We start from the raw sequence: 12,173 nt of genomic DNA on the forward strand, positions 1-12,173 counted from the left end.
ACCGCCAGGCGACGCTTTACGGCGCAGCGGGTGTCGACGCTGCTGTAGCAGGTGCTGCTGCGCCGTTTGCCGAAGGTTGAGCCACTTTCGTGGATGCGCCGGGGGCGGTGGCGGGCGCGTTGACCGGTGCTTGTGCTGCGCTATTGCCTGACGCGGATTGAGCGGGTTTGGCAGATGCGCCGGGGTCGCTGTAGTTGGGTACATCGACCGGCGGTTGCGCGGCGCCTGCGCCCAACGCTGATTGAGCGGGTTTGGCCGATTCGCCAGGATCGCTGTAATTGGGAGCGTTGACCGCCGGTTGTCCCGTGCCACTACCCGATGCAGGCGCCGCGGATTCACCAGGGTCCGCATAGTTCGGCAAGCCACCGGCAGCACCCGCCGCCGCGCCCGAAGCTGGCGCATCCGGATCGCCATAATCCGGCAGCGGCGCCGCAGGGGAGCCGTTGCGATGCACGCGCGATTGCCGCTGCTGCGTGTACGCGTCGCGCACGAACGTGTACTTGTCGAGCGCGGCCTGTTGCAACAGATCCGTCGCGCCGAGCAGATCGGAGCGCTTGCTCACGAACTGCGCCACATACAGCGGATTGCGCAGCGCCGGTTCCGCGTAGTTCAGCGGATTGAAGCGCACATCGACCGCGAGGCCGATACCGTCGCGGACCGAACTCGGGCCGAACAGCGGTAGCACCAGATACGGGCCCGCCGGCACGCCCCAGCGGCCCATCGTCAGGCCGAAGTCCTGGTTGTGCTTCGGCAGACCGGCCGGTGTCGCGAAATCGATCAGGCCGCCGATACCGAACACCGAATTCATCGCGAAGCGCATTACGTCTTCGGTAGCGTCGGTGATGTTCAGTTGCAGCAGGTTGTTGGCCGCATTGCCGAGGTCACCGAGATTCGCAAAGAAGTTGGTGAGCGCCGTGCGGATCGGCTCCGGCGTCACTTTCTCGTAACCCTTGGCGATCGGTACGGCGATGTGCGTGTCGATCGCGTCGTTGGCCTTGAAGATCACGCGATTCACCGGCTCGAAGGGGTCGCCTGGCTTCCGGTCGGGGCCTGTCGCACAGCCCGTGACGAGGCCTGCTGCGAGCAGCGCCAGTGCGGGGTTTCGCATCTTCATCCGTCAATCCCTTGCAATTTTTTCCTGGCGCGCTTCGGGCGCGGCTTACCCATCAATACCGGCTGGAAAACGACCGCGCCGATCAGCGTACAGAGCAGCGACAGCGCCAGCAGCCGTCCCATGCTCGCCGTACCCGGATGGTGCGACAGCCACAGGCTGCCGAACGCGGTCGCCGTCGTGGCGGCGCTGAACATGACTGCATGCGTGAGGCTCGACTGCAACAGCCCGGTCTGGCCGTTGCGCCATGCCATCACGAAGTAAATCTTGAAAGCTACGCCGACGCCGAGCATCAGCGGCAGCGCGATGATATTCGCGAAGTTGAGCGGCATGTCGAAAACCACGCACAGCTCCAGCGTCACGACCGCCGACACCAGCAGCGGAATCAGCGTGCGCAGCACGTCGCCGAAACGGCGCAGCGTCAACCACAGCAGGATCGTGATCGACAGCACCGACCAGCCGGCGGCCTGCAGGAACGCCTTGATGATCGTGTTGGCGGAATGCAGGATCGAGATCGGCCCACCGATCGCACCGGGCTCGGCGGCCTTCACCGCGTTCGCGAAGCGCCGCAGTACGGTGTCGTCGCCGGGATCGGCGCCTGCGGCGATCTTCGGCGAGATGTCGACGAGCGCGCGGCCGTCGGGTGCGAGCCAGTCGCGCACGATCTGCGGCGGCAGCGTGGCTTGCGTGATCAACGTCGGCTGCAGCAGTGCTGCGAGCTGCTGCAGCGCGAGTTTAAGCGGATCCGACATCGCGTGCTCGGCGCGGTCTCGCGTGGCGGCGTCGGCGGCCGCGAGTTTCATCAGCGTAGCCGACAGATGCTGCGCTTCGGCGGCGCCGGGGCCGGGATGGTCGTCGGCGGCGAGCGACAACTGGTTCGCCGCGCGTTTGAGCGCGGCCACGCGCACCGCGTCGGTGGCGGGCGGCGCGGGAGTCTGCGTAAGCGCGGGCAACAGCTGCTGCGCGGCGGCATCGATCAGCGCGATTTTTTGCGGCTGATCAGGCGGTATAAAAGTGGCGAGCGTCGTGATGCGGCCGACTTCGGGTAGCGTCGACAGATGCGCGACGATGCGTTCCGCGTCCGCCTGCGACGACGCGAGCACATGCACGTCGTTAACCGCAGCCTCGGGCGAGTCTTTCAACGACAGCAGCGTCGCCATCGATTCCGTATGCGGGTCCTTCAGATGCAGCGGGTTGAAATCGAAGCGCAGATGCGTGAGTAGCGGCAGCGCACCGATCACGACGATGAGCGTGCCGATCAGCACGGGCTTGCGATGACGGTCGAGAAAATCGTCGACCGGCGCGAGCTGCCGGAACCCCGGCGAACTCGCTTCGCCCGGTGGATTCAGCACCTTGATCAGGGCCGGCAGCAGCGTCATGTTGGTCAGATATGCGACGAACATCCCGACGCCGGCGATCTTTCCAAGCTCGGACACGCCGCGATACGCGGTGGGCAGGAACGAGAAGAAGCTTTCGGCGACGGCGATGGCCGCGAGCGTCAACGGTACGCCGATGCTATGCGCCGTCTGCACCAGCGCGGCAGGAAGCCGGTCGTCGCGATGGCGCTCCTCGCGATACTTGACGCCGAACTGCACGCCGAAATCGACGCCGAGCCCGACGAACAGCACCATGAACGCCACCGAGATCATGTTCAGTGCGTCGACCATCATGAGCCCGAGCGCCGCGGTGATCGCGAGTCCGACGAACAGCGTGACGAACACGGCGAGGATCAGACGGCCCGAGCGTAGCGCGAGCCAGAGAATCACGAGCACGACGATGAAGGTCGCGATGCCATTCAGCGCGGCACCGTCCTGCACCGAGGCGAACTCTTCGTCGGCGAGCGGTTGCTCGCCGGTGAGCCGGACCCGCGCGCCGTAGCGCGTGTCGAGATTGAGTGATGCAGCCGCGGCGCGGATCGCCTTCGACGCCCGCGCGCCCGGTTCGAGCGCGCCGAAGTCGACGACCGGCTGCACGGTGATGAACGCGCGCGCCGGGTTCGTCGCGACATCCTTGTCGACCAGCGCGCGCCACGAGAACGCCGCCGGCTGGCCCGCCAGCACGCGGTCGAGCGTGATCGCGCTCTGCGACAGCAGATGACTCATATCGGGCAGCTTCACCTGGCCGATCTGCAGCGGCAGCAGCAACGTGGTGTTCAGCGTACCGGCGAGTCCGGTCAGGCTCGGATCGTGCGCCAGCGTATTGACGAGCGGCCGCGCCTGGACGAGCTGCGAGGTCGTCGATTCGACGTCTTTCAGCGACGGGAACAGCATGCCGTTACGTTCGAAGAACGGTCCGCCAGAAGGCTGCGAGACCGCGACGAATTCGCTGGTTTCCTTGCGCAGTGCGTCAGTCAGCGCATTGGCCGCGGCATCGGCGAATTCCGGTGCCTGGGCCTCGACGACGACGAGCAGCGTCGTGCCGCGCTGCGGAAAAGCCTGATCCATCGAGTCGCTGAGCGCCGACCATTGCTTGTCCGTTTCGACGAGACGGCTGATGTCCGTGTTGATCTTGAAGTGATGGGCGACGTAATACCCGCTTGCGACAGCGAGGACCAGCGACAGCGCGATGATCTGCAGCGGATAGCGTACCGAGACGGCGACGAGACGGACGATGGAAGACTTGAGCATGAGGCGAAAAGGCCTGTCACGGAATGCTGGGTTCACAGGAAGGTCACAAGTATACCGATGCGGCGACTTGTCCCTCGCTTAGGGCTGCAAGGCTGTGCGGGGCAAAGCCGGTATACTGGTTCGCGCCGGTAACCTTGGGTTGTCCGGCGCTCTTTTTTCCTGTTCTGGCGAGCGTATGAAACGTTATTTCTCTGCTTTTCTGGCTGCTGCCGTGGTGTCGACCGCGGCCTTCGCGCAAAATGCGCCCGATGCTATCGTCAAGAACGCCGTCGAAGGCACGGTCAACGCAATGAAGGCCGACCCGCAGGCGCGCGGCGGCGACATGGCGAAAATTACCCAACTCGTTGAAACGCGCTTCGTGCCCGCCACCGACTTCCAGCGCACCACGCGCATCGCGGTCGGCAAGGCATGGACCACGGCGACGCCCGATCAGCAGAAGCAGTTGTACGAGCAATTCCAGTTGCTGCTCGTGCGCACTTATGCGACTTCGCTTGCCCAACTGCGCGATCAGGACGTGACGTTCCGCTTTCTGCCTGTCAACGTGGCGGCATCTGCGCAGGACACCGTCGTCCAGTCGCATGTGATCAGCAAGGGCGGCGACGATGCGATCGACTACCGGATGGAAAAGACACCGTCCGGCTGGAAGGTCTACGACATCAACATGATGGGCGCATGGCTCATTCAGGTGTATCAGACGCAATTTGCAGACCAGCTCGCGAAAGGCGGGATCGACGGTCTGATCAAGTTCCTCACGAACCACAACGCGCGTAACGCGGGCTGAAATTCGCGGGCTGAAATTTTCAGGCGGCAGGAAATGAAAAGAGCGCGACGGTCGATGCCGTTGCGCTCTTTCAGTCGTAGGCAGGCAACCTGACCTGATCGCCGCTTACGTTTGCGTTTCGCCTGTGGCCACCGGCTGGGCAAGCTTGGCCGGCAGTTTGAACTCGACCTTCTCTTCGCGACCAGCCATCGTCGTGACGTCGACGGGACCGAGTGCGCGCAGCGCGTCGATGACGTGCCTGACCATTTCTTCCGGGGCCGACGCGCCTGCGGTGATGCCGACGGTCTGCGCATTCGCGAACCACTCGGGCTTCACTTCCGAGCCGTCCGCAACCAGATAGCTCGGCACACCGGTTTCGCTGCCAATCTCGCGCAGGCGGTTCGAATTCGAGCTGTTCGTCGCGCCGACCACCAGCAGCACATCGACCTGGGTGCTCAGTTCGCGTACCGCGGCCTGGCGGTTCTGCGTCGCATAGCAGATGTCGCGCGTGTCCGGACCGACGATGTCGCTGAAACGGGCCATCAGCGCATCGATGATGCCGCGCGTGTCGTCGACGGACAGCGTCGTCTGCGTCACGTAGGCGAGCGGCGTGTCGAGCGGCAGCTCGAGCGTCGCGACTTCGGCTTCGCTTTGCACGAGGATGACCGTGCCGGGAATCTGTCCGATCGTGCCTTCCACCTCAGGATGGCCCGCATGGCCGATCAGGATCAACGTGCGTCCCGCCGACACATATTGCCGCCCCTGCACGTGGACCTTGGTGACGAGCGGGCAGGTCGCGTCGAGCACGTCGAGACGGCGCTGTTCGGCGGCGCGCTCGACCGTTTGCGCGACACCGTGCGCGCTGAAAATCGCGACTGCGCCCTCGGGCACTTCATCGAGTTCTTCGACGAAGCGCGCGCCTTTCTGGCGCAGGTTATCGACGACGTGCCGGTTATGGACGATTTCGTGGCGCACATAAACCGGTGCGCCATGTTGCAGCAATGCGCGATCGACGATTTCGATGGCGCGGACCACGCCCGCACAAAAGCCGCGGGGTTGGGCAAGGATGACTCGCATAGGCTGGCGAACTCCGACTGACGCGGGTTTCGAAGAAGTCGGCAAGCCGGCTTTATCGCCGCGATCATCATTAATATTGGCGTCCTGATACCGACGCAAAAGCCGGTACGCAAAACTAAACGCGCATTCTAACGCTATCGGGGCCGGTTTGCTTCCGTGGAACAGGTCTCCACACAGGCGGTAACGGACTATTTCGACACATGCATCGCCGGGGCGGAACCCTTAAACTAGACGATCCTGCAGTTTTTCTTACAACTGCATTACCGTATGGATTGATTTGAGGCTCGCTGGATGGAAGTCGATCACTACGAAAACCTTCCGGTCGCAAGCATATTGCTGCCGAAGGTGCTGCGCGCTCCGATCGACGTGATCTACAACGTGGCGCGCACCGCCGACGACATCGCCGACGAAGGCGACTGGTCTCCCGTTGAGCGCCATACGCGCCTCGCCGACTTTCGCGCCGGGCTCGATGCCTTGGCGGACGGCCGCTCCGCGCCGGTTCACCCGCAGCTGTTCGCCGAGCTGGCGAAGGTGGTCGCGCAATACAAATTACCGATGCAGCCGTTCTACGATCTGGTCTCCGCGTTCGATCAGGATATCGACGCCAGCCGCTATGCCGATTGGCCTTCGCTACTCGACTATTGCCGGCGTTCGGCAAATCCGGTCGGGCATCTGATGCTGCATCTGTTCGATGCGGCGACACCGGACAATCTCGCCGATTCGGATTCGATCTGCACGGCGCTGCAACTGATCAACTTCTGGCAGGACGTCGCCATAGACTGGCAAAAGGGCCGTATTTACATGCCGCAAACCGACCTCGCGCGCTTCGGCGTAACCGAAGCGCAAATCGCCCAGGGCGTAACCGACAACGCGTGGCGCGCACTGATGGCGCACGAAGTCGCCTATGCCCGCGCGATGATCGTGCGCGGCGCGCCGCTCGCGTTGCGTATGCCGGGGCGCTTCGGCCTCGAACTATGCGGCGTCGTGCATGGCGCACTGCGCATACTCGAACGGATCGAAAAGACGAACTACGATGTGTTTCGCCATCGCCCGGCGCTTGGCGCTTTCGACTGGTGTGTCGTCGGCGTGCGTTCGCTCGCAATGTGGCTGTCGCGGCGCGTCGGCGTGCGCACGCCGTCTATCGAGGGCAGTGCATGATGGCGATCCTGTTTGTACTGTCGTGCGTTTCGCTGCTGATCTGGTGTGTGTTGCTGTTCGCGCGCGGCGGTTTCTGGCGTGCGCGGCCGGCGCCGTCGCTTACCGTGCAGCCGCGCGAGACGTGGCCGGCGGTCGCCGCCGTCGTCCCGGCGCGCAATGAGGCCGACGTAATCGCCGAGGCGGTTTCGTCGCTGCTCACGCAGGAATATGCGGGCGCGTTCCATGTGATCGTCGTCGACGACCACAGCACCGACGGCACCGCCGATGCCGCCCGCGCTGCGGCGCTGCAACTGCAATGCCCCGATCGCCTCACCGTGATTGCCGCGAAACCGCTGCCCGCCGGCTGGTCCGGCAAGGTATGGGCGCAGTCGCAGGGCATCGAGGCGATCCGTACGCTCGGCGTGCCCGCCGATTTCCTGCTGCTCACCGATGCCGATATCGGCCATCCCACCGATGCCGTCGCGCAACTGGTCGAGCGCGCCGACGCCGAACAGCGCGATCTCGTCTCGCTAATGGTCCGGCTGCGTTGCGACTCGTTCTGGGAAAAGGCGCTGATTCCGGCGTTCGTGTTTTTCTTCGCGAAGCTGTATCCGTTCGCGTGGGTCAACAATCCGCGCAACCGGACGGCGGCAGCCGCCGGCGGTTGCATGCTGGTGCGGCGCACGGCGCTCGAAGAAGCGGGTGGGATCGAATCGATCCGCGCCGAGCTCATCGACGATTGCAGCCTCGCAGCGCGTATCAAGCATCGCGGTGCCGGCCGTCATCCGATCCGCCTCGACGTGGCGGCGCGCAGCGTCTCGCTGCGTCCTTACGATAGCTGGCGCGATATCTGGAACATGATCGCGCGCACCGCGTTTACCCAGCTGCGCTATTCGCCGTGGCTGCTTGCGGGTACGCTGGCGGGCATGGCCATCATCTATCTGCTGCCGCCGTTGGCGGCGCTTGCACTCGGTCCGACCGGGCTGCCCGCCTGGCTCGCGTGGGCGGCGATGTGCTGCGCCTATGCGCCGATGCTGCGCTATTACGGCCGCTCGCCGCTGTGGGCGCCGTTCCTGCCGCTCATCGCGCTGTTCTATGTCGGCGCGACGTTCGCGTCGGCGGTACGTTACTGGCGCGGCAAGGGCGGCCAGTGGAAGGCGCGCGTGCAGGCGCCGGTCCAGGAACGCTAACCGGTCCCGCGAAAATGAACCGCCTGCTCTGCGCACTCGCCCTCACGCTCGGTTTGATCCAGGGCGGTCTGGCCAGCGAGAGCGCGCAGGGCACGCCGCCCGCCGGTCAATCCCCCGCCGGTCGATCCGATACGCAGCAGGCCAGCGATAGCGTGACGGGCCACGGCGCCGCGCAAGACAATAGCGAGCACCTTCGTCAGCGCATGACCGACTATCTGACGCGCAAGTTCGGCGTGGCGAGAGACAAGGCGGAGCAGATTGCGAAGGCCGTGAATGCGTCTTCGGAAAAGTACGCGCTACCGCCGGCGTTGTTGCTCGCCATCATTTCGATCGAGTCGCACTTCAAGGAAAAGGCCAAAGGCACGAACGGCGCGACCGGGCTGATGCAGGTCGTGCCGGGCGCGCATCGCGATCTTTTGCGACACGTGAAGGATCTGACGCAGCCCGATACCAACATCGAAGTCGGCTCCGCGATTCTCTACGGATACCGCCGTTCGGCGGGCGGCGATCTGAATGCGGCGCTCAAATCGTATGGCGGATCGAAGGCGTATGCGCAGATGGTGAGTCAGCGTACGAAGGCGTTTGCGGGGGTGGTCGGAGACGACGGTGACGACCGTGCGATGTTGCCTGCCGTCTTTCGCACCACATCCGGCACCGCATTCCGGTCCGACCAGGGCGGCGCATGCGATACCCGCTGGACCACCTTCTGTATCGGCCCGGTCGTCTGGCTGGGCAACGTTTCTTCGGCGTCGGGCAGCGGCCTGCCCGCCGCGCCTGCTACCGTGAGTGGACTGAGTGGCGGGCTGTTTCCGCCGCCGTTGCCGGTTTCACCGTGAGCAGCGCTTCGGCTTCACGCTGAGCGACGCGCATCAGCGCTGCGTGAGCAGCATATACAGCTGAATCACCATATCCGGCGAGAACGTGAACGGCACCCAGCCATGACCGGTATGACGCATCACTAGCAGACGGTCGCCGTTCGATTGCTTCTGCACGGCCATTACCGGGTTTTTCGTCGAGACGAAGCGCCAGCCAGGCGGCAGGTTTGCCGGTGGTTCGGGTTGCATCGATGCGCGCGCGTTCGCGAGTTCTTCGATCAACTGGCCGACCTGTGTGGGATGCAGCGATACGGTCTGGTCGCCGATCGTCATCGTGATTTCGTCGCGATTCGGGCGGTTGATTTTCAGCGTGGGCTGGTCGGCTGAATCGGTCGCGTTGGCTGCGTCGGCTGCGTCAGATTCGGCGGGGGCGACCGCAGGCAGCTGCGCTTCTGCTGTCGCTTTAGCGTTGCCAGGTTGCGTGGCGCTCGCGGGCGTTGTCTCGGCCTGCGGTGTAGCGGCGGCCTCGATAAGCTGGTTGATCTGATCGACGCCCGCTTCGAGCGCGCCGATCTGTTCGTCAAGATTCATGCGATGGTTCTCTCATAGGACCCGCGATTTTACTCGCTGCGGGTCAGCCGACGCTGTAACAAAATGCTCACGCGTGCGGCCCGGCACGCCGGCTCAGCGGTTTAGATACCCCGCCTGCCTGAACCAGTCGATCGCATCGCTCAACCCTTCGCGGTATGGCCGCGCGCGGTAACCGAGTTCGCGCTCCGCCTTCGCCGACGTGAAATACATCTTGTTCTTCGACATCCGCAAACCGTCGACGGTCACGAACGGCTCGCGCTTCGTGAACTTCGCGACCATCTCGGCGCCGACCGCGAGCGGGTAGAGCGGCCAGCGCGGCAGGGCGATGGTTGGCGGCTTGCGGCCGGTGAGCGTGGCGATATCCGCGAGCATCGTCTGCAGCGGCAGATTTTCTCCGCCCAGGATGTAGCGCTCGCCGATCTTGCCGCGTTCGAGCGCGAGAAAGTGTCCGGCGGCGACATCGTCGACGTGCACGAGATTCAGGCCGGTATCGACGAACGCGGGCAGCTTGCCGAGCGCCGCTTCGACGATGATGCGGCCGGTCGGCGTGGGTTTGACGTCGCGTGGGCCGATTGGCGTCGACGGGTTGACGATCACGGCCGGCAGACCGTCCTGCGCGATCATCCGTTCCACGGCGCGCTCGGCGAGCACCTTGCTGCGCTTGTAGACACCGATTGCGCGTTCGGGCGTGAGCGGCGAGGTTTCGTCGGCGGAAGCACCCGAACTCGTTACCTTGAGCGTCGCGACGCTGCTCGTATACACGATGCGCTCGACACCTTCCTTCAGCGCCGCACGCATCGTCGCCTCCGCGCCTTCAAGGTTCGCGCGTTCGATCTCGAGCGGATCGGGCGCCCACAGCCGGTAGTCGGCGGCGACGTGCAGCAGATAGCGCACGCCGCGCAGCGCAGTGCGCATCGACGCTTCGTCGCGCATGTCGCCCACGACGACTTCCGCGTCGAGCGCCTCGACGTTGCGTCTCGGGCTGGTGGCGCGTACGAGGACGCGCACCGCAAAACCTTTTTCCTGCGCGATGCGCGCGACCGCCGAGCCGACAAAGCCCGAGGCGCCGGTGATGAGCACGAGATCGCGGGTCTGATCGGTCATTCTGGTTCCGGTGATGGCAAATAAGTCGTCGGATTGTACGTGGCGCGGCGCTGGCGTGTCGCGTGGCGCGAGAGGGTAATGCGCGCAACACGCCCAATACGCAAACGCCGCGACGCGACTAGAATGCCGGCTTGAAAGTTTTTGCGAGGAGCTGAAGTCATGACGGGTCCCGATCTGGATGCGCGGATCGAAACGTATTACGTACGCGTGCGTGGTGTCGTGCAGGGCGTCGGTTTTCGCCATGCGACCGTGCGTCAGGCGCACGCGCTCGGTATTCGGGGGTGGGTTGCGAACCTCGAAGACGGTTCAGTCGAAGCGATGCTGCAGGGCACGGCCAACCAGGTGGACCGGATGCTGTCGTGGCTGCGCCACGGGCCGCCGGCCGCCCGCGTGAGCGAAGTGACCGGCGAAGAACGCGTCACTGAAAAACGCTTCGAACGTTTCGAGCAGCATTGATCGATCGCGGCGCACGCCGCGATCGGGAACATCTGCTGGCTCTATCAGCTCAGCGCGCGACGAGCAGGCTCTCCGCGAACCCCCAGTCCCGCTCGAGCCACTGATGCTCGCACGCAAAGCCCGCGTCGTGCGCCATCGCGTCGACCTCTTCCGCAAGGTATTTGTGGCTGCTCTCGGTCCAGATCGTTTCGCCTTCCTCGAGCGTAACCGTCAGCTGCGCGGCGCGAACATGGGCGCTCACGCGGCGGGTGGCGCGCAGATGCATCTCGATGCTGCGCGCGTCGCGGTTAAAGCGCGCGACATGTTCGAACGCCTCGAGCGGGAAATCGCCACCCAGCTCTCGATTGATGCGCGCGAGCAGGTTCAGGTTGAACGCAGCAGTGACACCGATCGGATCGTCGTAGGCGGCGAGCAGCACGGGCACCGGTTTGTCGAGGTCGGTGCCGAGCAGCAGGGCATCGCCGGGGGCGAGCATGGCGCGGATCTCGCGCAGAAAGCGCGTCGCCGCGAGCCGTGCGAAGTTGCCGATCGTGCTGCCGAGAAACAGCACCAGTAGCCGCTCGCCGGCCGCACGCTGGCGGCTCACTTCCGCGAGCCCGGCAAGATAATCGCGCTCGTAACCGACAATCGAAATCCGTTCGATATCGCCGAGTTCGCGCCGACACAACTGCAGCGCGGCGCGCGAAATTTCAATCGGGCAGTAAGAAGTGGGGCGTTTTTTACAGAGTGCTTCCAGAATGCGGCGCGTTTTGCGTCCGCTGCCGCTGCCGAGTTCGGCGACGGTCACGTCGTGCGGCAGGTGCGCGACGATGTCTGCGGCGTGCTGCGCCATCAGACGTTCTTCGGCGCGCGTCACGCCGTACTCGGGCAACACGGTGATGACTTCGAACAGCGCAGAGCCGACTTCGTCGTACAGGTATTTCGACGGCAATTCCTTTTGCGGGGCGTGGGTCAGGCCAGCGCGGACTTCGGCGGCGAAGGCGGGCGATACGTCGGGCGAGAGGGCAGGCTGAGTCATGCGTTCTCCAGTGATCGGTGTTTCGCCGGGCCGCGGGGGCGGTGTCAGTCCGGCGTTGAGGTGCCGCGTGTGCGGCCATGATGCGGGGCAAATGCGCGGTGTGCAGTGAGGGGCGCAGACGCCACGGGAAGCGCGGGCTCGTAGCAAAGGTTCGGGGCCAGCCGTGGGTCGGGGCCTCCGGGCGAGCCCGATGGTGAAAAAACGATGTAGCAAGAAACGCGCTTGCTTCGCGGCTGGATCGATGCGACCGATAGGGCCGATATCGCCGATCCAGGTCGCGCCGGCGC

11 protein-coding genes are annotated in these 12,173 nt (G+C 64.6%); 5 read left to right on the forward strand and 6 right to left on the reverse strand.

Features of this window, described 5'->3' with window-relative positions; translation table 11 throughout:
- Window positions 1-16 precede the first annotated feature (16 nt).
- Together M0D65_RS17825 and M0D65_RS17830 are read right to left on the reverse strand one after the other, a co-directional pair.
- Window positions 17-1,114, reverse strand: a complete 1,098-nt coding sequence (locus tag M0D65_RS17825; protein WP_266253863.1) for a VacJ family lipoprotein — start codon at window positions 1,112-1,114, stop codon at window positions 17-19.
- Complete coding sequence (locus tag M0D65_RS17830; RefSeq protein WP_266253864.1) at window positions 1,111-3,738, reverse strand: MMPL family transporter; 2,628 nt, start codon at window positions 3,736-3,738, stop codon at window positions 1,111-1,113. The genes M0D65_RS17825 and M0D65_RS17830 overlap by 4 nt, the downstream gene beginning before the upstream one ends.
- Window positions 3,739-3,913: 175 nt before the next feature.
- Here M0D65_RS17830 and M0D65_RS17835 point away from each other — a divergent pair, with 175 nt between their 5' ends.
- Window positions 3,914-4,519, forward strand: a complete 606-nt coding sequence (locus tag M0D65_RS17835) for a phospholipid-binding protein MlaC (protein ID WP_266253865.1) — start codon at window positions 3,914-3,916, stop codon at window positions 4,517-4,519.
- A 105-nt stretch (window positions 4,520-4,624) separates the two neighbouring features.
- On the opposite strand, the gene ispH is transcribed toward M0D65_RS17835, so the two are convergent.
- Window positions 4,625-5,575: a 4-hydroxy-3-methylbut-2-enyl diphosphate reductase gene (ispH, locus tag M0D65_RS17840; protein ID WP_266253866.1), complete on the reverse strand. Its 951-nt coding sequence runs from the start codon at window positions 5,573-5,575 to the stop codon at window positions 4,625-4,627.
- A 291-nt stretch (window positions 5,576-5,866) separates the two neighbouring features.
- On the opposite strand from ispH, the gene hpnC reads away from it, so the two are divergent.
- From hpnC to M0D65_RS17855, 3 genes are read left to right on the forward strand one after another with little or no spacing between them, the layout of a single operon-like run.
- Entirely contained in the window at window positions 5,867-6,733 is an 867-nt protein-coding gene (gene hpnC, locus M0D65_RS17845) for a squalene synthase HpnC (RefSeq protein WP_266253867.1), read from the forward strand.
- On the forward strand, window positions 6,730-7,902 hold the full coding sequence (locus tag M0D65_RS17850; protein WP_266253868.1) for a glycosyltransferase: 1,173 nt from the start codon (window positions 6,730-6,732) through the stop codon (window positions 7,900-7,902). Before hpnC ends, M0D65_RS17850 begins: the two co-directional genes overlap by 4 nt.
- 14 nt (window positions 7,903-7,916) lie before the next feature.
- A complete protein-coding gene (locus M0D65_RS17855; RefSeq protein WP_266253869.1) occupies window positions 7,917-8,738 on the forward strand; it encodes a lytic transglycosylase domain-containing protein in 822 nt (273 codons plus the stop codon).
- A 33-nt stretch (window positions 8,739-8,771) separates the two neighbouring features.
- On the opposite strand, the gene M0D65_RS17860 is transcribed toward M0D65_RS17855, so the two are convergent.
- Together M0D65_RS17860 and hpnA are read right to left on the reverse strand one after the other, a co-directional pair.
- Window positions 8,772-9,308 carry a hypothetical protein gene (locus tag M0D65_RS17860; protein ID WP_266253870.1) on the reverse strand — a complete coding sequence of 179 codons (537 nt, stop codon included), beginning with the start codon at window positions 9,306-9,308 and terminating at the stop codon, window positions 8,772-8,774.
- A 93-nt stretch (window positions 9,309-9,401) separates the two neighbouring features.
- The gene (gene hpnA, locus M0D65_RS17865) at window positions 9,402-10,412 is read right to left on the reverse strand and encodes a hopanoid-associated sugar epimerase (RefSeq protein WP_266253871.1); all 1,011 of its coding nucleotides are present in this window, start codon (window positions 10,410-10,412) and stop codon (window positions 9,402-9,404) included.
- Between the two features lie 159 nt (window positions 10,413-10,571).
- On the opposite strand from hpnA, the gene M0D65_RS17870 reads away from it, so the two are divergent.
- Entirely contained in the window at window positions 10,572-10,868 is a 297-nt protein-coding gene (locus tag M0D65_RS17870; RefSeq protein ID WP_091011904.1) for an acylphosphatase, read from the forward strand.
- A 49-nt stretch (window positions 10,869-10,917) separates the two neighbouring features.
- Here the strand turns inward: M0D65_RS17870 and egtD are convergent, their stop codons facing one another.
- Window positions 10,918-11,886, reverse strand: a complete 969-nt coding sequence (gene egtD / locus M0D65_RS17875; RefSeq protein ID WP_266253872.1) for an L-histidine N(alpha)-methyltransferase — start codon at window positions 11,884-11,886, stop codon at window positions 10,918-10,920.
- Window positions 11,887-12,173: the final 287 nt, after the last annotated feature.

Origin of the sequence: Paraburkholderia sp. CHISQ3 (assembly GCF_030464945.1) — a bacterium.
Taxonomy (GTDB): Bacteria; Pseudomonadota; Gammaproteobacteria; order Burkholderiales; family Burkholderiaceae; genus Paraburkholderia; species Paraburkholderia megapolitana.

Excerpts from the sequence above, each read along its gene's own strand:
- M0D65_RS17850 (WP_266253868.1), top strand. The coding sequence starts at position 6,730 with ATGATGGCGATCCTGTTTGTACTGTCGTGCGTTTCGCTGCTGATCTGG.
- hpnC (WP_266253867.1), top strand. The coding sequence starts at position 5,867 with ATGGAAGTCGATCACTACGAAAACCTTCCGGTCGCAAGCATATTGCTG.
- M0D65_RS17835 (WP_266253865.1), top strand. The coding sequence starts at position 3,914 with ATGAAACGTTATTTCTCTGCTTTTCTGGCTGCTGCCGTGGTGTCGACC.
- hpnA (WP_266253871.1), bottom strand. The coding sequence starts at position 10,412 with ATGACCGATCAGACCCGCGATCTCGTGCTCATCACCGGCGCCTCGGGC.
- ispH (WP_266253866.1), bottom strand. The coding sequence starts at position 5,575 with ATGCGAGTCATCCTTGCCCAACCCCGCGGCTTTTGTGCGGGCGTGGTC.
- egtD (WP_266253872.1), bottom strand. The coding sequence starts at position 11,886 with ATGACTCAGCCTGCCCTCTCGCCCGACGTATCGCCCGCCTTCGCCGCC.
- M0D65_RS17830 (WP_266253864.1), bottom strand. The coding sequence starts at position 3,738 with ATGCTCAAGTCTTCCATCGTCCGTCTCGTCGCCGTCTCGGTACGCTAT.
- M0D65_RS17870 (WP_091011904.1), top strand. The coding sequence starts at position 10,572 with ATGACGGGTCCCGATCTGGATGCGCGGATCGAAACGTATTACGTACGC.
- M0D65_RS17825 (WP_266253863.1), bottom strand. The coding sequence starts at position 1,114 with ATGAAGATGCGAAACCCCGCACTGGCGCTGCTCGCAGCAGGCCTCGTC.
- M0D65_RS17860 (WP_266253870.1), bottom strand. The coding sequence starts at position 9,308 with ATGAATCTTGACGAACAGATCGGCGCGCTCGAAGCGGGCGTCGATCAG.
- M0D65_RS17855 (WP_266253869.1), top strand. The coding sequence starts at position 7,917 with ATGAACCGCCTGCTCTGCGCACTCGCCCTCACGCTCGGTTTGATCCAG.